We start from the raw sequence: 24,304 nt of genomic DNA on the forward strand, positions 1-24,304 counted from the left end.
ACCGGTGTGTTCAGGCCGATCGTGCGCGTCCGAGTGGTCACCGGACTCGCCTCCGGATGATGGGTTCATCGGTGGTGTGACATGTGCGGTTCGAGGTCCGGAGTGGTGTTCATCCGGAGGGGGCGGGCGCCGGATCCGGGCCCGCGGATGATGGGCAGGAACGTCTGATCGATACGGGGGAGGGCGACGCCTGATGAAGATCATGCGCCGCATCGCGCTGTACGCCGTGATGCCGCCGGCCCTGGTGCTCGGCGTAGGCCACGGCGGGTACCGGATGAGCGACACCGGTCAACGGTGGTGTGACGAAGGCCGGTTGGCCACGTACTGCGAGGGTCTGCTGCCGGTCACCGAGTCCGCCGCCCTCACCTCGTACTCCACGGACGCCGGACTCCCCGGCGTGCCACCGTTCCCCGTTCGGTCCGGCCGCGGTGGGCCCGGGAGCCGGTGGCGGCGCCGAATGCGCCGGGTCCGTCGAGGCCGAGAAGCCCGTCGGGGATTGACCGTACGCAGAGCGTCCTTCGACCCTCACCCCGAACAGGTGCGCACGGTTCTCGGGCCACAGGTTCACGAGGTGTGACGACGCGGCCCCGACGGGTGTCGCCTCCGGCCGGCGCCATGGTCGGCGGAGAGCAGGAGGAGCAAGGGTGGTACCGACTCCGGTTGCGGGTGTTTCGCGCGATTGTTTGAGTGGAAGCCGGTCTCATGCACAGGAGCTGTCATGTCGATCCCCTTCGGTTCAGCCTTCGGTTCCGCAGACCCGTTCAGTGAGATGCTGAGCCGTTTCTTCGGTACGTCACCGGCATCGTCACCTCCCGCCGTGCAGCGCGTACCGATCGGACGCCTCCTGAGCGACTCGTCGCACGAGTTGCTGAACCTGGCGGCGCAGCGTGCGGTCCAGGACGGCACCGCCGACCTGGACACGGAGCACTTGCTGTGGGCCGCGTCGCAGGTGGATCCCTCGCGGCGGATCCTCGCCCAGGCCGGGGTCGACCCGCAGGAACTCGCCACGGAGATCTCACGGGTCCTGCCCAAGGAATCCGGCGAGCCGTCCTCCGAGCCCGGCCTCACTCCGGCGGCCAAGCGCACACTCGCCACCGCCTACGCGCGCTCGCAGGCAGCGGGCGTCTCCTACATCGGCCCCGAGCACATCCTCCTTGCTCTCCTGGACGATCCGGACTCGGGTGCGTCGCGCATCCTGCGCGCCAACGACATCGAAGTGGACAGACTCCGGAAGCCGGCGGGCAGGGCCGCGGGGGCGGACGGCGCGCAGCCCGGTGAGGCGGGGCCCGCGACGACGCTGGAGGAGTTCGGCCGAAATCTCACCGACGAGGCCAAGGCCGGCAAACTCGATCCCGTCGTCGGGCGCTCCGAGGAGATCGAGCAGACGGTCGAGATCCTTTCCCGGCGCACCAAGAACAACCCCGTGCTCATCGGGGAACCCGGTGTCGGCAAGACCGCCATCGTCGAAGGGCTCGCCCAGCGCATCATCGCGGGCGAGGTACCGGACACTCTCAAGGACAAACAGGTCATCTCCCTCGACCTGTCCGGCTTGGTGGCCGGCGCGCAGTACCGCGGTCAGTTCGAGGAGCGTCTCAAGAAGGTCATCGAGGACGTGAAGGCGGCCGAGGGCGACATCATCCTCTTCATCGACGAACTGCACACGGTCGTCGGGGCGGGCGCGACCGGTGAGGGCTCCATGGACGCGGGCAACATGCTCAAGCCCGCCCTGGCCCGTGGAGAGCTCCATGTGGTGGGGGCGACGACCATCGACGAGTACCGCAAGCACATCGAGAAGGACGCCGCTCTCGAACGCCGCTTCCAGCCGGTTCTCATTCCGGAGCCGTCGGTCGAGGAGACCGTCGCCATCCTCGAAGGTCTGCGTGACACCTACGAAGCCCACCACCAGGTCCGTTTCGCCGACGGAGCCCTGTCCGCCGCCGCGGAGCTCTCGGACCGCTACATCAGCGACCGCTTCCTGCCGGACAAGGCCATCGACGTCATGGACCAGGCGGGAGCCAGGGTGCGCCTGCGCAGCGCGGCACGGTCCACCGAAGTCGTCAGCCGTGAGGACCGCCTCGCGAAACTGCGCCGCGAGAAGGACCAGGCCGTCGCCGCCGAGGACTTCGACAGAGCTTCTGAGCTGAAGGCCGAGATCGCCGAAACCGAAGGGGAACTCGCCGGGATCGACGAGCGCCGGGAAGGAGTCGTCTCCGTCACCGCCGCCGACATCGCCGATGTGATCGCGCGCCGGACCGGGATCCCCGTCTCACAACTCACCGCCAGTGAGAAGGACCGGCTGTTGCGGCTTGAGGAATCGATGCATGCCAGAGTCGTGGGTCAGGACGAGGCGGTCACCGCGGTCTCGCTCGCGGTCCGCCGCAGCCGGGCAGGCATGGGCGATCCCAAGCGCCCCGTCGGATCCTTCTTGTTCCTGGGCCCCACCGGCGTCGGCAAGACGGAACTGGCCAAGACCCTGGCCGAGTTGCTGTTCGGCGAGGAAGACCGCATGATCCGCTTCGACATGAGCGAGTTCCAGGAGAAACACACCGTGGCCCGCCTCGTCGGAGCACCTCCCGGATACGTCGGCTACGAGGAAGCCGGCCAGCTCACCGAGAAGGTACGCAGGCAGCCGTACAGTGTGCTGCTGTTCGACGAGGTCGAGAAGGCCCACCCCGACATCTTCAACACACTGCTCCAGATCCTGGACGACGGCCGGCTCACGGACGCGCAGGGCCGCACGGTCAACTTCCGCCACTGCGTAATCATCATGACGTCCAACATCGGCGCCCACCTCATCCTCGATCACCACGGCGACGTGTCCGAGATCAAGGACGATCTCATGGAGGACCTCAAGGCGCGGTTCCTGCCGGAGTTCCTCAACCGTATCGACGAGATCATCATCTTCCGGGGCCTCACCGAGGACGACCTCGCGGAGATCGTCGACCACCTCCTGGCCCAGAGCGACCGCCGGGTGCGCGCCCAGGGGATGACGCTCGAAGTCACCGAGGCCGCCAAGAAACTACTGGTCGCCCACGGCTATCAGCCGGAGTTCGGCGCCCGTCCCCTCCGGCGGACCATCCAGAACGAACTCGACAACCGCGTCGCTTCCCTCCTGCTCTCCGGTGAGGCCGAGCAGGGAGACACCATCGTCGCCGATGTGGTGGACGACAGCCTCCACTGCGCCGTGCGCGGTTCGGCGCGGCAGGAGAAGGACGCCGAGGAGGTCATGGCGGCGGACGACGCCGACGGTACGGAACCGGGCGGCGGCCGGCAGACGGCCGGCGGGTAGGCCCGGGACCGGGTGGTGGCACCGTGAGGTGTGCGGCTTCGGGCCCGGCGCAGGTGGTGCTGCGGCCCCGGGGCCCGACCGGGGCCGTGGTGCGGGGTCAGGCCGTCTCCTCCAGGGCCTGGACCGCCGCCTCGGCTGCCTTCTCCACCAGCGAGACGCCGTCCGCCATGGTGACGCTGCCCCGCGACAGCACCGCCACGAGGCGGTCGTGTCCGTTCACCTGGACGAGCCCGATGCTGTTGACGTCCCAGCGGCCCGTCGCCGTCCGCTGCAACCAGCCGTTCTTCAGGCCGGTGACGGGGCCGGCCGCGGAAACGCCCCAGGACTGGTCTGCCGCGATGTCTCCCATGAGGCCGCGCACGTAGGTACGGTTCGAGCTGTTCAACGGGGAGTCGGTGCCGAAGACGGCCGCCAGCACAGCGAGCTGATCGGTCGCTGTGGTCTGGGTCAGCCCCCAGTGCCCGTCGAGGCCGCCGGTCGTGCCGGTCAGGCCGAGCCTGCGGTTGGCGGCCTCCAGGCCCGGTGCCTTGCCGATCACGCGCCACAGCGCGTCGGCGGACGCGTTGTCGCTGACGCGGATCATCGACGCGGCGGCTTTCTTCTCCTGCGCCGTGAGTCCGCGGTGTTCGTCCTGGGCCTTGAGCAGCAGAGCCGCCAGGATGTCGACCTTGACAATGCTCGCCGTGTCGTAGGTCGTGTCCGCCCGCACGCCGTACCGCGCCGTGCGCCCGTCGGCCGGGTCGAGCACCGCCACCGAGAGCGAGGCGGGGGAAGCCGCCACGACCGGGTCGAGCCGTTGGGACAGCACCTGGTCCGGAGCCGAACCAGGGGCCCCACCGGCCCCAGTGGTACGCAGCGACGCTGCGGACACCGCCGGCGGGGACGCCACCGCGGTGGAGGCGGACGGCACGGTGGGGACCGCACCCAGCCCCATGAGAGCGGGCACGGTGGGAACCGCGCCCAGCCTCACGGCAGCGGGCACGGTGGGAACCGTACCCAGCCCCACGGCAGCGGGCGTCCGCCCCGCCGCCGGGCCCGACCGTGCGGCGGTCCGCGCCTCGTCGTCCCCGGCCGTGTCGAGGTCGGCGCCGGTCGCCGCCCAGGAGCCGGTCATGACGAGCGCGAGGGCGGCCAGGGCGAAGCGCGACGCACGGCGCCGGGTGAGTGTGACAAGCAGGGGAGCGAAGGAATGCCGGGACATGGCGTGAGAATAAGGAGACAGTTCCGGCACAAGCTATGTCGCACGTAACAGTTACGTGAAATAGTTCGTGATGATAAGCACATCGGCCCAAACCGGACTATGGGGTGGTGTCCCCTGTCACTCCCCCCGCCCCGGTTCGCCGCCCGGCTGTCCCGCGCGTCACCGTTCCTTCGCGAACGACGCGAGACGGGCCTCGGCCGCGTCCCAGGCGCCGGGGTCGCCGCCGGGCGTGTAGTGACGCAATGGCTGGGTGTCCGCGACCAGCCGGCGCATCGAGGAGAGGTCGCCGACCAGACCGGCCGCCCTGGCCTGGACGAGGACGTTGCCCAGCGCGGTGGCCTCGGCGGGGCCCGCCACCACCGGCAGCCCGCAGGCGTCGGCGGTCAGCCGGCACAGCAGCTCGTTGCGCGAGCCGCCGCCCACCAGATGGACCTGGGCGATGTCGTGGTCGGCGAGCCGGGCGGCCTGCCGCAGGACGCGGCGGTGGGCCAGTGCCAGGCTCTCCATGACGCAGCGCACCAGCGCGCCCCGGCTGTCGGGGACGGGCTGCCCGGTGCGGCGGCAGTGGGCGCGGATCTGCTCCGGCATGTCATCGGGGGCGAGGAACTCCGGTGCGTCCGGGTCGATGACCGAGACGAACGGTTGGGCCCGGTCGGCCTCGGCGAGCAGTTCGGGCAGCCCGGCCGGCAGGCCCTGCGCCGCCCAGGTGCGCCGGCACTCCTCCAGAAGCCACATGCCCATGATGTTGCGCAGATAGCGGATGGTGCCGTCGATGCCGCGTTCGTTGGTGAAGCCGGCCTCCCGGGACTCCTCGCTCAGGATGGGAGCGTTGAGCTCCAGGCCCGCCAGGGACCAGGTGCCGCACGAGATGTACGCGAAGCGCGGGTCGGTGGCCGGTACCGCGACGACGGCGGAGGCGGTGTCGTGGGAGGCGACCGCGGTGACCGGGGTGCTGGTGTCGAGTCCGGTGTACGCGGCGATGTGCGGCAGCAGGGTGCCCGCGGGGTCACCGGGTGCGCGCAGTGGCGGCAGCAGGCCGGGGGCGAGGGAGAGCCGGTCGAGGAGGTCGGGGCGCCAGGCGCCGGTCCGTGCGTCGAAGAGCGCGGTGGTGGAGGCGTTGGTCTCCTCGGCGCCCACGGTCCCCGTCAGCCAGTGGATGAACAGGTCCGGGACGAGCAGCAGGGTGCGGGCGGCGTCCATCTGCGCGGTGCCCGCCGCCGCGGCGAGCTGGAAGACCGTGTTGAAGGGGAGGTGCTGAAGACCGGTGATCCGGTACAGCTCCTGGGCGTCGATCCGGGACCACACGGTGTCGGCGGCGCCCTCGGTGCGCCTGTCGCGGTAGTGGAAGGGGTGCCCGAGCAGCGCGCCGTCACGGTCCAGCAGCCCGTAGTCGACGGCCCAGCTGTCCACCCCGATGGAGGCGAGGCGGCCGTCGGTCCTGCGGGCGGCCTCGCGCAGCCCGTCGAGCACACCTTGGAAGAGGGCGAGTACGTTCCAGCGCAGCCCGTCGGACAGCCGCAGCGGGGTGTTGGCGAACCGGTGCAGCTCCGTGAGGACGAGGCGGTCCGGTGCGACCTCGCCGAGGACGACCCGTCCGCTGGTGGCGCCCAGATCGGCCGCGGCGAACAGGGAGGGTGACGCGGAGGGGGACGGGACGGTGGTCATGGGGGGGCTCCTCCGCGAGGCGTTGCGGTGGTGTCGATGGGCAGGGCGGGGCGAACGGGACGGCCTGTGCGGTGGTGAACCGTCCGGACGCCTTCGCGCGGGTTCCGAACGCCTCCGGGTGGGGAGACCGGCTCCGGCGGGATCGGCGGGATCGGCGGGCCGTCACCGGGCCGGGCGCGGTCGGCCCGGACCGGTGACGGCATGTGCGCTACCGCAGGAAGGCGGCGGCCACACCGGCGTCGACCGGGACATGGAGGCCGGTGGTGTGCGTGAGGTTCCCGCCCGTCAGCGCGAACACCGCGTTCGCCACGTGCTCGGGAAGCACCTCGCGCTTGAGCAGGGTGCGCTGGGCGTAGAACTCGCCGAGCTTCTCCTCCTCGATGCCGTAGGTGGCCGCGCGCTGCGCGCCCCAGCCGCCCGCGAAGATTCCCGAGCCGCGGACCACGCCGTCCGGGTTGACGCCGTTGACGCGGATGCCGTGCTCCCCCAACTCGGCCGCCAGGAGCCGTACCTGGTGGGCCTGGTCGGCCTTGGTGGCCGAGTAGGCGATGTTGTTGGGGCCGGCGAAGACCGCGTTCTTGGAGGCGATGTAGACGATGTCGCCGCCCAGTTCCTGCTGGATCATCACGCGGGCCGCCTCGCGGGAGACGAGGAAGGAGCCGCGGGCCATGATGTCGTGCTGGAGGTCCCAGTCCTTCGCGGTGGTCTCCAGCAGCGGCTTGGAGATGGAGATGCCCGCGTTGTTGACGACCAGGTCGATGCCGCCGAAGGCCAGTACCGCCGTCTTGAACGCGTCGGTGATCTGTTCTTCGGAGGTGACGTCCACCGTGACGGCGACGGCCCTGTCGGGGCCGCCCAGCTCGTCCGCGACCGCCTGCGCGTTCGCCGCGTCGAGGTCCGCGATCACGACGCAGGCACCCTCGGCGGCGAGTCGGCGGGCGATCGCCTTGCCGATGCCGCTGCCCGCGCCCGTCACCAGTGCGACGCGGGTGGCGAGCGGCTTGGGTGCCGGCATCCGCTGGAGTTTGGCCTCCTCCAGGGCCCAGTACTCGATGCGGAACTTCTCCGATTCCTCGATCGGCGCGTACGTGGAGACGGCCTCCGCTCCGCGCATCACATTGATCGCGTTGACGTAGAACTCGCCGGCCACGCGCGCGGTCTGCTTGTCCTTGCCGAAGGAGAACATGCCGACGCCGGGTACGAGCACGATCGCCGGGTCGGCGCCGCGCATCGCGGGGGAGTCGGGCTCCGCGTGGCGCCGGTAGTAGGCGGCGTACTCCTCGCGGTAGGCGGCGTGCAGTTCCTTCAGCCGGGCGGCCGCCTCGTCCAGGGGAGCGGTCGGCGGCAGGTCGAGGACGAGCGGGCGGACCTTCGTACGCAGGAAGTGGTCCGGGCAGGAGGTGCCCAGCGCCGCGAGCCGGGGGTGCTCGGCACAGGCGAGGAAGTCGAGGACGACGTCCGAGTCGGTGAAGTGGCCGACCTGCGGGCGGTCCTGGGAGGCGAGGGCCCGGATGTGCGGTGCCAGGGCCGCGGCCCGGTCCCGGCGGTCCGACGCGGGCAGGGCCTCGTACCCCTCGACGACCGGCCCGAACGGCTCGGCCCTGCCGCGCTCGGCGAGGAAGGTCTCGGCGGTGCGGATGATGTGCAGCGAATTGCGCTCGCACTCCTCGGCCGTGGCACCCCAGGCGGTGATGCCGTGGCCGCCGAGCACGCAGCCGATCGCCTGCGGGTTGGCCCGCTTGACGGCCGCGATGTCCAGACCGAGCTGGAAACCGGGGCGGCGCCAGGGCACCCACACCACACGGTCGCCGAAGCACTCGGCGGTCAGCTTCTCGCCGTCGGCGGCGCAGGCCAGCGCGATGCCGGAGTCGGGGTGCAGGTGGTCGACGTGGGGCGCGTCCACCAGGCCGTGCATCGCGGTGTCGATCGACGGGGCGGCGCCGCCCTTGCCGTGCGCGCAGTAGTCGAACGCGGCGACCATCTCGTCCTCGCGCTCCACGCCGGGGTAGACGTCGGTGAGGGCGCGCAGCCGGTCCAGGCGCAGTACGGCGAGACCTGCCTCGGTCAGCGTGCCGAGGTCACCGCCCGACCCCTTGACCCACATGAGTTCGACGTCGCCGCCGGTCACCGGGTCGGTTCCGGTGCCCTTCGCGGACGTGTTGCCGCCCGCGTAGTTGGTGTTGCGGGGATCGGCGCCGAGCCGGTGGGACCGGGCCAGCAGGGCCGCGGCTTCAGGATGGGGAGCCATGTTCCTAGTCCTTAAGAAGAGTGTCTGCTTGTGCTCGGAGCCCCGAGGGGCGAGGGGAGCCGCGGCACCGGCCGTACGGCCCTGTCAGGGGGCGGTGAACCGTGCCGCCGCCGGGCGGCCGTGCGGCGGACGCGGCCGTCCCGGCGGGACCACCGCACGTGCGCGGTCCCGTGGCGGCCCGGCCGGTTGTGCCGCCTCGCTCACGCGCCCCAGCCGGCCTGCTGCCCGCCGACCCGTTCCGCGGCGATCTTCGCCGCCCAGCCGGAACGGTGGTACGCGGCGACCGGGTCCGGGTCCAGGCCCAGTTCCTCACGCACCTCGCCCAGCAGCGGACGTACGTCCGTGTTGTACGCGTCCATCAGGACGGCGTTCGCGGCGAGCACGTCGCCCGAGCGCTGAGCGACGGTCAGCGCCGCACGGTCGACGAGCAGCGCCTTGGCCGTCGCCTCCTGGACGTTCATCACCGAACGGATGATCGCCGGGATCTTGGCCTCGATGTTGTGGCACTGGTCGAGCATGAAGGCGACGTCCGGCGTGAAGCCGCCACCGCGGATCACCTCGTACATGATCCGGAACAGCTGGAAGGGGTCGGCGGCACCGGCCATCAGGTCGTCGTCCGCGTAGAAGCGGGAGTTGAAGTCGAAGGCGCCGAGCTTGCCCTCACGCAGCAGCGTGGCGACGATGAACTCGATGTTGGTGCCCGGGGCGTGGTGTCCGGTGTCGACGACGACCTGCGCCTTCTCGCCCAGCTTGAGGCAGTGGGCGTACGCCGTGCCCCAGTCCGGCACGTCGGTCGTGTAGAAGGCGGGCTCGAAGAGCTTGTACTCCAGCAGCAGCCGCTGGTCGTCGCCGAGCCGCTCGTACACCTTGGCCAGCACGTCGGCGAGCCGGTCCTGGCGCTCGCGGACGTCGTCCTGACCCGGGTAGTTGGTGCCGTCGGCGAACCACAGCTTGAGGCCCTTCGAACCGGTCGCGTCCATGATGTCGACGCATTCGTAGAGATGGTCCAGGGCCTTGCGGCGGACGGCGGCGTCCGGATGGCAGACGCTGCCCAGCTTGTAGTCGTCGTCCTGGAAGGTGTTGGAGTTGATGGTGCCCAGCGTGAGGCCGCGCTCTTCGGCGTACGAGGCGAGTGCCGCGTAGTCCTCGGTCCTGTCCCAGGGGATGTGCAGCGCGACGGTCGGCGCCACCCCGGTGAACTCGTGGACCTTGGCCGCGTCGTCCAGCTTCTCCCACGGGGTGCGCGGCACTCCCGTCTGCGCGAACACCTTGAAGCGGGTACCGGAGTTGCCGTACCCCCAGGACGGCGTCTCGATCCGCTGTCCGGCGAGTGCGGCCTTCACGGCAGCGATGTCAGTCATGTTCACCTCGGGAAGCGCGACAGCCCTGAAGAGGGCCGGCAGACACACAATTGTGTGAATCGATTCATTGCATCGGCAAGTTAGCCCCGGGTTTCGTGAGCGTCAAGGGCTTCCGTCAGCCCGGTGTCGCGTTACTCAATCGTGCTATTGGCCCCAGGTGGCCGTCGGGCAGCCCTTATTCCGCACAGATCAAGGGGTGCGGGCCGGTTGTACTGGATGGTCTTCTCCTGATTCGGCCCCTTGCGCCAGAGTCGACCCCTTGACCTGAGGAGCGGGCGGGGCTAGCTTCCGGGCAACCTCACTGAAACATTTCATGCCGGGTGATCGCATCGGCGCGGTTCGGCGTGCCCGGATCCCCCGGCCGACCCTGACCTCCATGGAGAGACACATGACGCAACCCGAACCGGATGCCACTCCGGTCCTCGCGCTGGAGGAGGTGAGCAAGTCCTTCGGCGCCGTCCGGGCCCTGCGCGGAGTCTCCCTACAGCTGTTCGCCGGAGAGGTCCACGCCCTCGCCGGCGAGAACGGTGCGGGCAAGTCGACCCTGATCAAAGCCCTGGCCGGCGTGCACCGGCCCGACACCGGCACGGTGCTGCTCGACGGATCACCGGTGGAGTTCCACGGCCCCGCCGACGCCCGGGACGCGGGTGTCGCCGTGATCTACCAGGAGCCGACGCTCTTCCCCGATCTGTCGGTCGCCGAGAACATCTTCGTGGGCCGCCAGCCGTCCCGCTCCCTCGGCCGGGTCGACCACCGCGCGGTGAAGCAGGCCGCCGCCGGTCTCTTCGCCCGTCTCGGCGTCGATCTCGACCCGGAACAGCCCGCCCGCGGACTGTCCATCGCCGACCAGCAACTCGTCGAGATAGCCAAGGCGCTCTCCTTCGAAGCCCGCGTCCTGATCATGGACGAGCCGACCGCCGCACTCACCGGCAGCGAAGTCGCCCGCCTCTTCGGCGTCGTCAAGACGCTGCGCGAGCAGGGTGCCGCCGTGCTGTTCATCTCGCACCGGCTGGAGGAGATCTTCGAGCTGTGCCAGCGGGTGACCACCCTGCGCGACGGAGCCTGGATCAGCAGCGAACCGCTGGCCGGCCTCACCGAGGACGACCTGGTGCGCCGCATGGTCGGCCGCGACCTCGACGAGCTGTACCCCAAGCAGGAGACCGAGATCGGCGAGGCCGCGCTCACGGTGCGCCGGCTCACCCGGGAAGGCGTCTTCACCGACGTGTCCTTCGAGGTGCGGCGCGGCGAAATCGTGGGCCTGGCGGGACTGGTGGGTGCGGGCCGCAGTGAGGTCGCTCGGGCCGTGTTCGGCGTCGACCGCTGGGACGCAGGCGAGGTCGAGGTGCTCGGCCACACACTCAAGGCGGGTTCCCCGAGCCTGGCGATGGCCGCCGGAGTCGCCCTCGTCCCGGAGGACCGCCGCGCCCAGGGCCTCGTGATGGACATGTCCATCGGACGCAACATCGGGCTCACCGGCTTCGCCGAAACCACCCGGGCCGGACTGATGAACCGCCGGGCCGAGCGCGACCGGGCCGTCGACTGGGCCGTGAAGCTCCAGGTGAAGTACGCCCGGCTGGCCGACGTCGTCGGCACCCTGTCGGGCGGCAACCAGCAGAAGGTCGTCCTGGCCAAGTGGCTCGCGACCGCTCCCCAGGTGCTGATCGTGGACGAGCCGACCCGCGGCATCGACGTCGGCACCAAGGCCGAGGTGCACCGGCTGCTGTCCTCGCTCGCCGCCGAGGGCGTCGCGGTGCTGATGATCTCCTCCGACCTCCCGGAGATCCTCGGCATGGCCGACCGGGTCCTCGTGATGCACGAAGGCCGCCTGGCCGCGGAGATACCGCGTGCGGAGGCGACCGAGGAGACCGTGATGGCGGCGGCCACCGGCCGCGCAGCCCGTGGAAGGGACGCGGCATGACCACCACAGCCGAACCGGTGCGCAGCGCACCCGCATCCCGGACCACCGGCGCGCGCACACTCATCGACAAGATGTTCAAGGTGCGCGAACTGGCAGTCCTCGCCGTACTCGTGGTGATGCTCGGCGCCACCCAGATCTACAACGGCGAGTTCCTGTCCGAACAGGGCATCAAGGACCTGCTGCTCAACGCGACCATCCTGGCCCTCGTCGCCACCGGCCAGGCCGTCGTGGTGATCACCCGGAACGTCGACCTGTCGGTCGGCTCGGTGCTCGGCATCTCCGCCTTCGCCGCCGGCAACTACCTGAGCGGCGGCGGCAGTCCGCTGATCGCGGTGGTGCTCGCCGCCGCGCTCGGAGCACTCTTCGGACTGCTCAACGGCGCCCTGGTCAGCCTCGGCAAGGTGCCCGCCCTCGTGGTCACCCTCGGCACCCTCTACATCATCCGCGGCATCGACTCCATCTGGGTCGGCTCCCGCCAGATCACCGCGGACGCGCTGCCCCAAGGCTTCGTCGACTTCGGCCACGACGGCGTCTGGGCGATTCCCTACCTCGCCCTGCTCGCCCTCGCCGTGCTCCTCGCGGTTGGCTACTACCTGCGCAGCTACCGCAGTGGACGCGACCTGTACGCCCTCGGCTCCAGTCCCGAGGCGGCCCGACTCGCCGGTGTCCCGGTCCGGGGCCGCATCATGACCGCCTACGTCCTGTGCGGAGCCCTCGCCGGACTCGCCGGCGCCCTCTACCTCGCCCGCTTCGGCAACGTCGACTCCGCCACCGGCAACGGCTACGAACTCACCGTCGTGAGCGCCGTGGTGGTCGGCGGCGTCGCCTTCACCGGAGGCTCCGGAAGCGTCTACGGAGCGGCGCTCGGAGCCGTCCTGCTCACCTCCATCAACAGCGTGCTCCCCGCGATCGGCGTCAGCTCGGTCTGGGTCACCGCGATCAACGGCATCCTGCTGCTGCTCGCCATCGCCGTCGACCGGATCCTGGCCCTGCGGGTCGCCGCAGCGCTGCGCAAGAAGGCAGCACAGATGAGGAGTGCCCGCCATGACTGACACCACTACGAAGGCCACGGGCCGACTCGGCCTCGGCGGCGCGGTGCGCTGGGACACCGCGGTGGGCGCCCTGTTCGTCGTCCTGCTGCTGTGCTCCTTCTCGTTCGTCGACAACTTCGGCAACGCGCTCAACGTCTCGTTCCTGATCGGCAACACCCTGCCGATCGCCCTGATCGCGCTGCCCATGACGATGCTCGTGATCTCCGGCGAGGTCGACCTGTCCGTGGGTTCCACGGCCGGCCTGTCCGGGGCGGTGATGGGGGCCCTGTGGAACGAGGGCATGGCCATCGAGACGATCATCCCGCTGTGCCTGGTGCTCGGCGTGGTCTGCGGCCTGATCAACGGGCTGCTCGTCACCCGTCTCGGCCTGCCGTCCCTCGCCGTCACCATCGGCACGATGGCCGCCTACCGCGGCATCGCCCAGATCGTCCTCGGTTCCGACTCGGTCACCGACTTTCCCGCCCAGTACCTGGACTTCGGCGCGGGCCGGATCGGCGACACCTTCATCCCGTACGCCGCGCTGCCGTTCCTCGTGCTGCTGGCGATCGCCGTCGTCGTCCTGCACGCGACTCCCGTCGGGCGCTCGCTGTTCGCGACCGGCGCCTCGGAGGAAGCGGCCCGGTTCGCCGGCATCCGCGTCAAGCGCCTGAAGCTGTCCATGTTCGTCACCACGGGCGTGCTCTCCGCTCTCACCGGCGTCTTCTGGGCCCTGCACTACGCCAGCGCCCGCTACGACAACGCCACCGGCCTCGAACTCTCCGTCATCGCCGCGGTCCTGCTCGGTGGCATCGACTTCGACGGCGGCAAGGGCACCCTCGGCGGCGCGATCGCCGGGGTGTTCCTGCTCGGCACCCTGCAGAACGTGATGAGCCTGCTCAACGTCTCCGCCCAGTCCCAGATCGTCGTCACCGGCGTCCTGCTGGTGGTCTCCGTCCTCGCCCCGCGCGTCGGCCGGCAGATCGCCCAGAGCAGAGCCCGCAGAAAGGCGACAGCGGCCCCCCTGTCACCACCGGCCGCCATCACCTGACGAGGCCCCGGCACCGTCCGCCGCACCCGGGGGAAGGCGGACCGGCACCGTCCGCCGCACCCGAGGGGAGGCGGGCAAGCACCGTCCGCCGCACCCCGAACCAGACAACTGCCCTGTACAAAGCCGTACTTCGCAACGATAGGACCCTTTGCCATGTCTCTCGCCACCGTCAGAACCCGTCGGCTCACCCTTGCCGTCGCCACCGCCACCGTTCTCGCCCTGGGCGCCACCGCCTGCGGCGGCACCACCAAGGACGACACGGACAAGACGTCCGGTTCCGCCGTGACGACCGGCAAGGCCGACGCCAACGCGGAGACCAAGAAGGGCCTGAAGATCGCCTTCCTGCCCAAGCAGGTCAACAACCCGTACTTCACCATCGCCGACACGGCCGGCAAGAAGGCCGTCGAGGAGCTCGGTTCGACCTACCAGGAGGTCGGCACCAGCAGCGGCACCGACACCTCCGGCCAGGTCTCCTACGTCAACACCCTCACCCAGCAGCAGGTGAACGGCATCGCGGTGTCCGCCCAGGACCCGGGCGCCCTGTGCACCGCGCTGAAGCAGGCCATGAAGAACGGCGTCAGTGTCGTGACCTACGACTCCGACACCAAGACCGACTGCCGTCAGGTCTTCGTCTCCCAGGCGTCCACCGAGGACATCGGACGTACCCAGGTCCAGCAACTGGCGCAGCAGATCGGCGGCAAGGGCGAGATCGCGATCCTCTCCGCCGCCCAGACCGCCACCAACCAGAACACCTGGATCGACTTCATGAAGGAGGAACTGAAGAAGCCCGAGTACAAGGACATCAAGCTGGTCAAGGTCGCCTACGGCGACGACGACGCACAGAAGTCCTTCCAGCAGACCCAGGGCCTGCTCCAGGAGCACCCCCAGCTGAAGGGGATCATCGCCCCGACCACCGTGGGCATCAAGGCCGCCGCCCAGTACCTGTCCGGCTCCAAGTACAAGGGCAAGGTCAAGCTGACCGGCCTGGGCACCCCCAACGACATGCGTGCCTACGTCAAGAACGGCACCGTCGAAGGCTTCGAGCTGTGGGACCCGAACAAGCTCGGTGAGCTCGCCGCCCGCACGGTCATCGCCCTGCAGTCGGGCCAGATCACCGGTGCCGAGGGGCAGACGTTCAAGGCCGGTGACATGGGCACGTACACCATCGGCAAGGACGGTGTGGTGTCCCTCGGGAAGCCGACCGTCTTCGACGCGAAGAACATCGACCAGTACAAGTTCTGATCCGGCCGGTGTGGGGCCGCTCCGCCGCGACCGCGGGAGCGGCCCCACCCCCGCACGTACCCACCGAGGACATGACATGCAGCGTGTCTGCTTCCTGCTCAAGGTCCGGCCCGACCGGGCCGAGGAGTACCGCGAACGCCACCGGCAGGTGTGGGCCGAGATGCGCGAGGCGCTGTCCGCGACCGGCTGGCACAACTACTCGCTCTTCCTGCGCGAGGACGGTCTGCTGGTCGGCTACCTGGAGACCGAGGACTTCGACGCGGCCCGCGCCGCCATGGACGCCACCGGCGTGAACGCGCGGTGGCAGGCCGAGATGTCGGGGTTCTTCGAGGAGCTGGACGGCCGGGCCCCGGACGCCGCCATGCTCCCCCTCACGGAGGTGTTCCACCTGACATGAGAACCGGGCAGGGCTTCTCCGGACCGGACGGCCCCGCGCCGTTCCCGCCGCCCGACGGACCCGTCGTCCGCGCCGCCGGACGGGAGGGCGGCTCGGCAGAACGTACGACGGGCCATCGGCCCCCGGCCGGTATCAAGGACGTGGCACGGGAGGCGGGAGTCTCCGTCGGCACCGTCTCCCATGTGCTCAACCGCCCCGAACGGGTCTCCGACCGGACCCGCCACCACGTCCAGCAGGTGATCGCCCGACTCGGCTACGTGCGCAGCGAGTTCGCCCGCCAAGTGCGGGCGGGCCGCAGCCGCATCGTCTCGGTGCTGGTCCTGGACATGGGCAACCCGTTCTTCGTCGAGGTCGTGCGCGGGGCCGAACGCACCGCACGCGACGCGGGCATGGGCGTGATGGTCTGCAACAGCGGCCAGAGCGTCCAGGAGGAAGCGGACTATCTCGCGCTCTTCGCCGAGCAACGGGTGCGCGGGGCACTGATCACTCCCGCCGACTCCAGCGGTCGTACGCTCCGCGAGTTCCGCCGGTTCGGAATTCCCTTCGTGGTCGTGGACCGGGTGGCGGGCAACGAGGAGGGCTGCTCGGTCGCCGTCGACAACGTGGCCGGCGGCGCCCTGGCCATCAGGCACCTGACGTCCGTGGGGCACCGCCGGATCGCCTTCGTCAGCGGGCCCGAACACCTCAAACAGGTGCAGGACCGGCGGTCGGGCGCTCTGGCGGCCCTCGCCGCGGCGGGACTGTCCCCCGAAGCCCTGCACGAACTGCCCACCGACCGCCTCGACGTGGCCGCGGGCCGCGACGCCGGAGCCCGCCTGCTGGGGCTGGCGCGGCGGCCCACCGCCGTGTTCTGCGTCAACGACCTGCTGGCCCTGGGGGTGCTCCAGACGCTGTACACCGCGGGGGTGAGGGTGCCCGACGACATCGCCATCGTCGGTTACGACGACATCGAGTTCGCGGCCGCGGCCGCCGTGCCGCTCACTTCGGTACGGCAGCCGGCCTACGCCATCGGCACCATCGCCGCCGACCTGCTGCTGCGGGAGACGGGTGAGCAGGCCGACGAACACCGTCACGAACACGTGGTGCTCCAGCCGGAGCTGGTGGTACGGCAGTCGAGCACGCCCGGCGTCTGAGGCGCGCCGGGGCCACGGCCCTCGGGATGCCCCTCGGGTTCGTACCCCGGCCCGTCCCGTCCCCCGCCGGTGGTCAGCCGCGCACGTGCAGCCCGAAACCCGTGCGGCCCGCGGGCTCCAGTCCCTCCTTCAGGTGCAGCGAGGGGATCTCGTAGTCACCGAAGTTCTGCCGCCGGAACGCGATCGGCTCGGTCGACTCCAGGGTGAGCAGGCGCTGCTCCCAGGCCTTGGCGACGTCCGGGAAGTCCTGCCCGGTCATCCGGTCGGTGCCGTACAGCACGAACGGCGGCAGCACCTCGATACCCGGGTAGTAGAGGATGCCGTGGTGCATCGGGAACAGCAGATCGTCGATGGGGCCGTTGATCCCGCGAGCGGCGTAATGCGACTCCGGGCCGCCGGCGGTCACCGACAGCAGAGCCTTCCTGCCCGCGAGGGTGCCTTCGCCGAAGCGCTCGCCATACCTGGTGTCGCTGTGCTCGCCGACGCCGTACGCGAAATGGTAGGTGAACACCCGGTCCACCCAGCCTTTGAGGATCGCGGGCATCGAGTACCACCACAGCGGGAACTGGAAGATGATCGTGTCGGCCCACAGCAGCTTCTCCTGCTCGGCGAGGACGTCCGGGGTGAGCGTCCCGGCGTCGAAGGCCCGGCCCGAGTCCAGGGCGACCTTCAGCGGACTTGAGGCGTCCGGGCCGTAGTCCGCGGCGTCCACGACCGCCTTCCAGTTCATCGCGTACAGATCGCTCACCCGTACCTCGTGCCCGGCGGTCTCCAGTGTGGACACCGCGAGGTCCTTCAGCGAGTTGTTGAGCGACTTCGGCTCAGGGTGGGCGTAGACAATCAGCGTCTTCATGGGAAGTCCTTCGGATCGGATGCCTTCGATTCTGGGCGCCGCGACGCCGGGCGTTCAGGGGCGCCGCTTCCATCGGACGGGACTTCCTGGTAACGGCAGGACCACCTTCACGGGCACCAGCGAGGCCATACTTGAGGCATGGACGATCTTGCGGGCTTCCTGCGGACCCGGCGTTCCCGGGTCGATCCGGCGGCCGTCGGCATCCCCACCGACAGCCGCCGCCGGGTCGAAGGGCTGCGCCGCGAAGAGGTCGCGCACCTGTCCGGAGTCAGCGTCGACTACTACGTACGCCTGGAGCAGGGCCGCGCGACCCAGCCCTCCGAGCAGGTCCTCGACGCGCTCGCCCGCGTCCTCGGCCTGGACGAGACCGAACGCGGGCACCTCCACCGGCTCGCCCGGCAGCGCCGCCGCCGCGCGAAGGCGCCGGGCGGGCGGGTCCGGCCGGAGCTGCTCCGCGTCCTCGACCTGGTCGCCGACGCACCCGCACTGATCATGGACCACCGCCTGGACGTGCTCGCCGGGAACCGCCTCGCCGGGCTCCTCTACGGCCGGCCGATGCCGGGCCTGAACACCGCCCGGCACATCTTCCTTGACGAGTCCGAGCGCGGCCTTTACGCGGACTGGGAGAAATGCACCCTCGACGTGGTCGGGCACCTGCGCCTGGCCGCCGGCAAATACCCCGAGGACCCCCGTCTGGCCTCGCTCATCGGCGAGCTGGCGATGGGCAGCGAGCGCTTCCGCCGCCTCTGGGCCCGCGCGGACGTGCGCGCCCGCACCCATGGACGCAAGGCGTACCGGCATCCGCTGGTCGGACTGCTGGAACTGCACCAGGAGAACTTCGCACTACCGGGCGGATCAGGCATGGAGCTGCTGGTGCTGTCCGCAGCCCCCGGCAGCCCCGCCGAGGACGGACTGCGTCTGCTCGCGGGCCTGGGCGCGGACAGCGACGACGCGCATCCCACGGTGAACGCTCAGGTCCGCGAGTAACTCGACGACACCCGTCCGCCGCCGGGAACGCCTCACCACAGACGGTCTTGGCGCGGGTATCCGGGTCACATCCCGGATACCCGCGCCCCGGACCGCCGCGTTCACCCGCCTGCGGTGCTCACGCGTGCACGGTCGTGGTGCCGTACGGCACCACCCGTACCGGGCCCAGCAGCCCGTACTCCTGACGCTTGGCGGCGCCGAACACCGGCGCATTCGCCACCCGCAGCCGGTTCAGGAGCGTCGTCGCCACCTCCACCTCGACGGTGTTGGATCCGTGCCGCAGCCGCGTACCCAGGTCCACCACCCGCGTCACCTGGTCCGCCGGGGGCAGGGCGTGGCCGTTGACGCGGATACGGAAGGTGTCGCACACCTCGCCCAGCTCCAGCCGCGCGCCCGTCCCCGGCGTCCACTCCTTGCCCAGGGTGAAGGTGGCGCGGTAGGTGCCCACGCCCGACACGTCCTCCAGTTCGGGGATCTGCGACCACGGCAGGAGGCCGTCCGGCAGCGACAGCCGGTGCCGCACATGAACCGTCTCGGTGGCGTTCGAGCCCGGCCGCCAGTCCTCCACGTCCAGCTTCCACGACTCCGGTGCGAACGGCGGCGGCACCGCCCCGACGACGGCGTCCACCGAACGCCCGTTGTCGAACGTGGTGCGGTAGGCGCCCGCGGCAGCGGCCCGCACTTCGAACCTCCGGCCGTCGGCGGTGACCACCTCGTCGGCCGCGGTGGCGGTGACGTACCGGACGGAGCCCCGACCGGTGGGCCGGGACAGCCGCACGATGCTCACGGCACCGGGCGCCAGGTCCACGGTGAAACGGATCCGCCCGTCCTCGGTACGGGTATGGGCGGCGAGCGGCGCGACCGAACCGGTCCACGGGTCCAGCAGGTGGGGGACGGCCCCGCGGACATGGCCGCTCAGGGTGACGTCATGACGGATCCGGGAGCCCGTGGAGCCCTTCTTGCTGACCGCGTCGTTGGCGAAGAAGAAGTAGTCCGCGTCGTCGTCCCGGCGGTGCGCGTGCACCAGCATCGACGTCTCGGCGTACTCCACGTCGCGGCGCAGACCCAGTGCCTCGATGGCCTCGGGGACGTCGGGCCGGTCCGCGACGGTGTGCACGGTGGGGCGTTTCTGCAACTCCACGAGAAGCTCGCGCAGCCGCGTGTTGTCGTCCGCGGCGGCCGGCATCCCGGGCACATGCGCGTCCGACCAGTCGCCTATCAGGACGATCGCGAGACCAGCGTCCGCGTACGCGACGAGACGTCGGGCCACATCGAGCCGGAGCGTGTGCTCACGGCCGCTCATGACATCGCCGTCGACGACCAGCGCCTTGCAGGCGGGGCCGTCGGGAGCGAAGCGGCCGTCACGCACCACGGCGCCGGGCAGGTCGAGCAGCCGCGGGCTGAGGAAGGTGTGCGTCCAGCCGACGGGCACGCCGTCACTGGTGAACCAGGGCGCCCCCAGCCCCGCACCCGCGTAGCCCTTCTGGCGCAGCACCCCCACATCGACCCGGTTGACCCCGGTCTGCAGCACCTGCTGGATCCTGGCGAGGCAGTCGGCGACGATGTCGGCGTGCTGCCAGGTGGGCTGGCGCGGCCCCCATGCCTCGCCGTATCCGGCACCGCCGTTGTACGGCGAGAAGGCGGCGAAGCCCGGCCAGGCGGCACCGGGCGCGTCGGCGTACGCGAAGCCGTGGAACACCGCCTGGTTGACACCGGCCGCGTACTGGGTGACCAGCTTCTTCAGGGTGGCGGACCAGGTGGTCGAGTAGGCGCCGCCGGCCACGCCCCCGGCTTCGTTCGACAGGATGAGCCGGCCGCCCATGTCCCGGCCGCCCGCCAGGCACCGGAAGTCGTCCAGGTTCTTGAAGCCCAGCGACTCGCCCTCGGAGATGTCCAGGATCGCCGCCTTGTAGATCGCGTCGGTCTCCAGGCCGTACGGCTGGATGCGCAGCTTCAGCCCCAGGGTGTGTGCCCAGTTCTGCAGCGGAAGCAGGTGGTGCTCGACGTACAGCTCGGTGATGACGTCCATGACGTCGCCGCGCACCGGCTTGTCGATGTCCGGACCGAAGCTGTAGACGGGCTTCTCCTTCTTCTCGACGACGGTCGCCAGGTACGGCAGCAGCCCGTACCCCTTGCGGCGCTCGAACTCGGCGGGCAGCTTCGGGGTCCACAGCGTGGCGTCGGTCTCCAGCTCGATGGAGTCCTCGAACAGGGCGCCGCCCACCTGGCGCAGCAGTGACCGGATCGCTGGGGTGAGGATGTGCTTCTCCCAGAAGGCGGTGACGGCCTCGGTGCCCGCGTCGCTGAAGTGGTCGACGACGTAGGAGAGCGGGGCGGTGTGCGCGGGGCCTTCCGGGCGCTGGCCGGAGCCGCGCTCCCAGTAGGCGATCACCAGCCAGTCGCCGTCGCCGGGTGCGGTCCAGGTCAGGGCGGTGCCGCGGACCGTCGAGGTGAGGTCGGTGACGCTGGACCGGTCCAGGACGACGGGGACGGCGCCGGCCGAGCTGCCCGTGGCGATCCGGACGGCCTGCACCAGCAGGAGTCGCTGGGCGGTGACGCCCTGCTCGGCCTCGGACACGGCGGCCGGAAGCGGCCCCGAGTAGGTCTCGCCCGACGCCACCAGGGCCTGGCCGTGCGCGAGTTCCTTGGCCGACGCCGCACCGTCCGGGGTGATCGAGGGAACCGCGGCCGGCCAGGCCGGGCCGATCGTCAGATCCACCACCACGTCATGCCGTTTCGCGGCCCGCAGCGCGGCCTCCACGGCCGCCGTCCACGCCGGGGTGCCCCAGCCGTAGCGCCCGGCGTCGATCGGCTGACTGAGGCTGTGGGTGACGGCCGCGATCTCCACCCCGCCGAAACCGGCGGCGGCGATCCTCTCGATCTCGTCCGCGATCTCACGGGTGTTCACCAGTGCGTCGGGCCACCACCAGCGGAACTTGGGACGCACGCCGGACGAGGGGTCGTCGAAGCCGCGCGGCGCGAGGCTGCCGCCCCCGCCCTCCTTCGCCGTCGCGGGAACTGCTGCCAGGGGCAAGGACGTTGCGGCCGCACCGGCCAGGGCCCCCATCGTCAGTACCGTTCGCCGTCGCAGGCTCATGTTGCTCCTTGTCGGGCCCACCGGGGCGCCACGTACCGGGCCCCGGAACACAGGTCCGTTTGAAACCACGTTTCAAACGATTCAATTAACGCGCCGGAAACCTACGTCCTCGGCTGGGCTGAAGGCAATAGGGGCGAAGGAAGGGTGAGGGAAAGAGCTGTTGCGTACATCTTGACGTGCGGTGATCGCACCCCCAGAGTTGCCGTCGTCCCAAAAAAACGATTCAACTCTCGCTGTGCAGAGGAGTCTCCGCATGCCACGACAGGGCCTGACGCGCAGACGTTTCGTGACCGGAACCGGAACCGGGGCCGCGGTAGGCGCTTGGGCGGTGGCCGGGGGGCCGGCCGCCGCGGCCGGTGACCGCGGCTCCCCGGCCGGATCCACGGGCCCGCGCCCCGCGTTGGCCGAGTTCGCGCCGGGATCGGTTCGGCTGTTGGACAGCCCCTTCCTCGACAACATGCGGCGCACCTGTGCCTACCTCGAAGCCGTCGACATCGACCGTCTCCTGCACACCTTCCGCGTCAACGTCGGCCTGCCGTCGAGCGCGCAGCCCTGCGGCGGCTGGGAGGCCCCTGACATCCAGCTGCGCGGCCACAGCACCGGGCACCTGCTGTCCGGGCTCGCGCTGGCGCACGCCGGCACCGGGGACGACCGGTACGCGGACAAGGGGCGCCGCATCGTCGACGTGCTGGCGGAGTGTCAGGCGGCCTCCCCCGCCGCGGGGTACCACGAGGGTTACCTCTCCGCGTTTCCCGAGCAGGTCTTCGCCGACCTGGAAGCGGGTGCCAAGCCCTGGGCGCCATACTACACCATCCACAAGATCATGGCCGGTCTCCTCGACCAGTACCGGCTGTGCGGGAACGAGCGGGCTCTGGGCGTCCTCGAAGCCATGGCGGCCTGGGCCGACCGCCGCACCGCACCCCTCACCCCGGACCAGCTCGACCATGTGCGCCGCGTGGAGTGGGGCGGCATGAACGACGTGCTCGCCTCCCTGTATCTGACCACCGGCAGTCAGGCGGCCCTGCGCACGGCCCGCCGCTTCGACCAGGAGGACCTGTTCGGTCCGCTCGCCGAGGGGCGCGACGAGCTGGACGGCCGGCACGCCAACACCGAGATCGCCAAGATCGTGGGCGCGGCCCGGATGTACGAGGCGACCGGTGAGGAGCGCTACCGCGCGATCGCCTCGAACTTCTGGGACATCGTGGTCCACGACCACTCGTACGTCATCGGCGGCAATGCCAACCAGGAGTTCTTCGGGCCGCCCGGCGAGATCGTCAGCCGGCTGTCCGCGGAGACGTGCGAGAACTGCAACACGTACAACATGCTCAAGCTGGGGCGGCGGCTGTTCCTGCACGACCCGTCCCGGACCGAGCGCATGGACCACTACGAATGGGCCCTGTACAACCAGATGCTCGGCGAGCAGGACCCTGACTCCGAGCACGGATTCGTCACCTACTACACCGGCCTGTGGGCAGGGTCGCAGCGCAGTCCGAAGGGTGGTCTGGGTGCCGCGCCCGGCAGTTACAGCAGCGACTACGACAACTTCTCCTGCGACCACGGCACGGGCCTGGAGACCCACACGAAGTTCGCGGACAGCATCTACTTCCGCTCGGCCCGCGCCGACCGCCCCGAGTTGTACGTCAACCTCTTCATCCCGTCCGAACTGCACTGGCACGAACAGAAGGTGACAATCCGTCAAGAGGGCAGCGGATACCCGGAATCCGGACGCGTCCGGCTCACGGTCACCGGATCGCCGTCCCGGTTCCGGCTGCGCGTGAGGGTGCCGGGATGGCTCGGCGACGGCACGCGCCACCGAACCCCGCGTATCACCGTCAACGGCCGCGGCGTCGACTGCGACGCCGGGCCGGGGGAGTACGCGACCCTCGACCGGCAGTGGCGGTCCGGCGACACCGTCGAGATGACCCTGCCGCGTGAGGTCGTGGAGCGCCCCGCCCCGGACAACCCGCACGTCGTGGGGTTGTCCTACGGGCCGCTGGTGCTGGCCGGCGAGTACGGGACGTCCGGGTCCGTGACGATTCCCACGCTTGAGGACGGACCGGTACGACAGACCGCGCACGGAGGGACCGCGTTCACGGCACGTGCGAACGGGGCGCCGATCAGCCTGCGCCCCTTCCATCAGGTCCACCACCAGCACTACAACGTCTACTTCGCGCGCCCGCCCCGGCAGGACCCCCCGCGCGACATCGCCCGCTACCTGCTCGACGAGGGCACCGGAACCACCGTCGCCGACACCACAGGACACCGTCCGGACGGCCGGCTCGCCGAAGGCGCGGAGTGGACCACCGGACGCGGAACGGCCGGCGCGGTGGCCCTGGACGGCACGCGCGGCCATGTCGTGCTGCCGCGCGGCCTGCTGACCGGCCTGACCGAACTCACGGTGAGCGCCTGGACACGCCTGGACTCCGTGGCCAACTCGGCACGGATCTTCGATCTCGGCTACCACAAGGGCACCTACCTCTTCCTTGCCGCCCGCACCGGAACGGGCTTTCCGCGGGCCGCCGTCAAGATCGCCGGGATGGAGGGCGAGGACTTCGTGGACTCCGCCCTGCCGCTGCCGCTGGGCAGCTGGGTCCATGTGGCGCTCACCCTCGGCGGCGGCAGGGGAGTGCTGTACATCGACGGGGCCGAGACCGGGCGCAACGAGGCCATGGTCTGCTCGCCCCTGCTGCTCGGCGACACCAGCCGCAACTACCTGGGGCGTTCACAGAACGCCACCCACCCCTATCTGCACGGTGCCGTGGCGGACTTCCGCATCCACAACCGGGTGCTGTCGCCGCAGGACGTGGCGGCGATGGCCCGCAGATGAGCCCGCC

The 24,304-nt window shown here is 70.5% G+C and carries 15 protein-coding genes; 9 read left to right on the forward strand and 6 right to left on the reverse strand.

What is annotated here, in order from left to right; all coding sequences use genetic code 11:
• Positions 1-718: 718 nt before the first annotated feature.
• On the forward strand, positions 719-3,289 hold the full coding sequence (locus ACFVUT_RS01655) for an ATP-dependent Clp protease ATP-binding subunit (RefSeq protein WP_389642544.1): 2,571 nt from the start codon (positions 719-721) through the stop codon (positions 3,287-3,289).
• Positions 3,290-3,386: 97 nt separating this feature from the next.
• On the opposite strand, the gene ACFVUT_RS01660 is transcribed toward ACFVUT_RS01655, so the two are convergent.
• From ACFVUT_RS01660 to rhaI, 4 genes are all read right to left on the reverse strand, one after another.
• The gene (locus ACFVUT_RS01660; protein ID WP_389642547.1) at positions 3,387-4,490 is read right to left on the reverse strand and encodes a serine hydrolase; all 1,104 of its coding nucleotides are present in this window, start codon (positions 4,488-4,490) and stop codon (positions 3,387-3,389) included.
• Positions 4,491-4,649: 159 nt separating this feature from the next.
• Complete coding sequence (locus ACFVUT_RS01665) at positions 4,650-6,155, reverse strand: rhamnulokinase family protein (protein ID WP_389642550.1); 1,506 nt, start codon at positions 6,153-6,155, stop codon at positions 4,650-4,652.
• A gap of 208 nt (positions 6,156-6,363) precedes the next feature.
• A complete protein-coding gene (locus tag ACFVUT_RS01670; RefSeq protein ID WP_389642553.1) occupies positions 6,364-8,403 on the reverse strand; it encodes a bifunctional aldolase/short-chain dehydrogenase in 2,040 nt (679 codons plus the stop codon).
• Between the two features lie 200 nt (positions 8,404-8,603).
• A complete protein-coding gene (gene rhaI / locus ACFVUT_RS01675; protein WP_389642555.1) occupies positions 8,604-9,764 on the reverse strand; it encodes an L-rhamnose isomerase in 1,161 nt (386 codons plus the stop codon).
• A 388-nt stretch (positions 9,765-10,152) separates the two neighbouring features.
• On the opposite strand from rhaI, the gene ACFVUT_RS01680 reads away from it, so the two are divergent.
• The 6 genes from ACFVUT_RS01680 to ACFVUT_RS01705 all read left to right on the forward strand — a co-directional run bounded on the left by ACFVUT_RS01680 (position 10,153) and on the right by ACFVUT_RS01705 (position 16,533).
• A complete protein-coding gene (locus ACFVUT_RS01680; protein ID WP_389642558.1) occupies positions 10,153-11,682 on the forward strand; it encodes a sugar ABC transporter ATP-binding protein in 1,530 nt (509 codons plus the stop codon).
• Positions 11,679-12,734, forward strand: a complete 1,056-nt coding sequence (locus tag ACFVUT_RS01685; RefSeq protein ID WP_389642560.1) for an ABC transporter permease — start codon at positions 11,679-11,681, stop codon at positions 12,732-12,734. Before ACFVUT_RS01680 ends, ACFVUT_RS01685 begins: the two co-directional genes overlap by 4 nt.
• Positions 12,727-13,761, forward strand: coding sequence for an ABC transporter permease (locus ACFVUT_RS01690; protein WP_389642563.1), 1,035 nt, complete (start codon positions 12,727-12,729; stop codon positions 13,759-13,761). Before ACFVUT_RS01685 ends, ACFVUT_RS01690 begins: the two co-directional genes overlap by 8 nt.
• Positions 13,762-13,914: 153 nt before the next feature.
• On the forward strand, positions 13,915-15,003 hold the full coding sequence (rhaS, locus tag ACFVUT_RS01695) for a rhamnose ABC transporter substrate-binding protein (RefSeq protein ID WP_389642566.1): 1,089 nt from the start codon (positions 13,915-13,917) through the stop codon (positions 15,001-15,003).
• A 76-nt stretch (positions 15,004-15,079) separates the two neighbouring features.
• On the forward strand, positions 15,080-15,400 hold the full coding sequence (locus tag ACFVUT_RS01700; RefSeq protein WP_389642569.1) for an L-rhamnose mutarotase: 321 nt from the start codon (positions 15,080-15,082) through the stop codon (positions 15,398-15,400).
• The gene (locus ACFVUT_RS01705) at positions 15,397-16,533 is read left to right on the forward strand and encodes a LacI family DNA-binding transcriptional regulator (protein WP_389642572.1); all 1,137 of its coding nucleotides are present in this window, start codon (positions 15,397-15,399) and stop codon (positions 16,531-16,533) included. The genes ACFVUT_RS01700 and ACFVUT_RS01705 overlap by 4 nt, the downstream gene beginning before the upstream one ends.
• 73 nt (positions 16,534-16,606) lie before the next feature.
• Here ACFVUT_RS01705 and ACFVUT_RS01710 read toward each other — a convergent pair whose 3' ends face one another.
• Entirely contained in the window at positions 16,607-17,386 is a 780-nt protein-coding gene (locus ACFVUT_RS01710; protein WP_389642574.1) for an NAD(P)H-dependent oxidoreductase, read from the reverse strand.
• A gap of 138 nt (positions 17,387-17,524) precedes the next feature.
• Between ACFVUT_RS01710 and ACFVUT_RS01715 the strand changes: the two genes are divergently transcribed.
• The gene (locus tag ACFVUT_RS01715) at positions 17,525-18,373 is read left to right on the forward strand and encodes a helix-turn-helix transcriptional regulator (RefSeq protein WP_389642577.1); all 849 of its coding nucleotides are present in this window, start codon (positions 17,525-17,527) and stop codon (positions 18,371-18,373) included.
• Between the two features lie 118 nt (positions 18,374-18,491).
• Here the strand turns inward: ACFVUT_RS01715 and ACFVUT_RS01720 are convergent, their stop codons facing one another.
• Positions 18,492-21,470: a glycosyl hydrolase gene (locus tag ACFVUT_RS01720; protein WP_389642579.1), complete on the reverse strand. Its 2,979-nt coding sequence runs from the start codon at positions 21,468-21,470 to the stop codon at positions 18,492-18,494.
• A 253-nt stretch (positions 21,471-21,723) separates the two neighbouring features.
• Here ACFVUT_RS01720 and ACFVUT_RS01725 point away from each other — a divergent pair, with 253 nt between their 5' ends.
• The gene (locus tag ACFVUT_RS01725; protein ID WP_389642582.1) at positions 21,724-24,297 is read left to right on the forward strand and encodes a beta-L-arabinofuranosidase domain-containing protein; all 2,574 of its coding nucleotides are present in this window, start codon (positions 21,724-21,726) and stop codon (positions 24,295-24,297) included.
• The last annotated feature ends 7 nt before the right edge of the window (positions 24,298-24,304 follow it).

This window comes from Streptomyces sp. NPDC058051 (genome assembly GCF_042885475.1).
GTDB lineage: Bacteria > Actinomycetota > Actinomycetes > Streptomycetales > Streptomycetaceae > Streptomyces.

Excerpts from the sequence above, each read along its gene's own strand:
- ACFVUT_RS01680 (WP_389642558.1), top strand. The coding sequence starts at position 10,153 with ATGACGCAACCCGAACCGGATGCCACTCCGGTCCTCGCGCTGGAGGAG.
- rhaI (WP_389642555.1), bottom strand. The coding sequence starts at position 9,764 with ATGACTGACATCGCTGCCGTGAAGGCCGCACTCGCCGGACAGCGGATC.
- ACFVUT_RS01670 (WP_389642553.1), bottom strand. The coding sequence starts at position 8,403 with ATGGCTCCCCATCCTGAAGCCGCGGCCCTGCTGGCCCGGTCCCACCGG.
- ACFVUT_RS01690 (WP_389642563.1), top strand. The coding sequence starts at position 12,727 with ATGACTGACACCACTACGAAGGCCACGGGCCGACTCGGCCTCGGCGGC.
- ACFVUT_RS01700 (WP_389642569.1), top strand. The coding sequence starts at position 15,080 with ATGCAGCGTGTCTGCTTCCTGCTCAAGGTCCGGCCCGACCGGGCCGAG.
- ACFVUT_RS01715 (WP_389642577.1), top strand. The coding sequence starts at position 17,525 with ATGGACGATCTTGCGGGCTTCCTGCGGACCCGGCGTTCCCGGGTCGAT.
- ACFVUT_RS01705 (WP_389642572.1), top strand. The coding sequence starts at position 15,397 with ATGAGAACCGGGCAGGGCTTCTCCGGACCGGACGGCCCCGCGCCGTTC.
- ACFVUT_RS01660 (WP_389642547.1), bottom strand. The coding sequence starts at position 4,490 with ATGTCCCGGCATTCCTTCGCTCCCCTGCTTGTCACACTCACCCGGCGC.
- ACFVUT_RS01725 (WP_389642582.1), top strand. The coding sequence starts at position 21,724 with ATGCCACGACAGGGCCTGACGCGCAGACGTTTCGTGACCGGAACCGGA.
- rhaS (WP_389642566.1), top strand. The coding sequence starts at position 13,915 with ATGTCTCTCGCCACCGTCAGAACCCGTCGGCTCACCCTTGCCGTCGCC.
- ACFVUT_RS01685 (WP_389642560.1), top strand. The coding sequence starts at position 11,679 with ATGACCACCACAGCCGAACCGGTGCGCAGCGCACCCGCATCCCGGACC.
- ACFVUT_RS01655 (WP_389642544.1), top strand. The coding sequence starts at position 719 with ATGTCGATCCCCTTCGGTTCAGCCTTCGGTTCCGCAGACCCGTTCAGT.
- ACFVUT_RS01720 (WP_389642579.1), bottom strand. The coding sequence starts at position 21,470 with ATGAGCCTGCGACGGCGAACGGTACTGACGATGGGGGCCCTGGCCGGT.
- ACFVUT_RS01665 (WP_389642550.1), bottom strand. The coding sequence starts at position 6,155 with ATGACCACCGTCCCGTCCCCCTCCGCGTCACCCTCCCTGTTCGCCGCG.
- ACFVUT_RS01710 (WP_389642574.1), bottom strand. The coding sequence starts at position 17,386 with ATGAAGACGCTGATTGTCTACGCCCACCCTGAGCCGAAGTCGCTCAAC.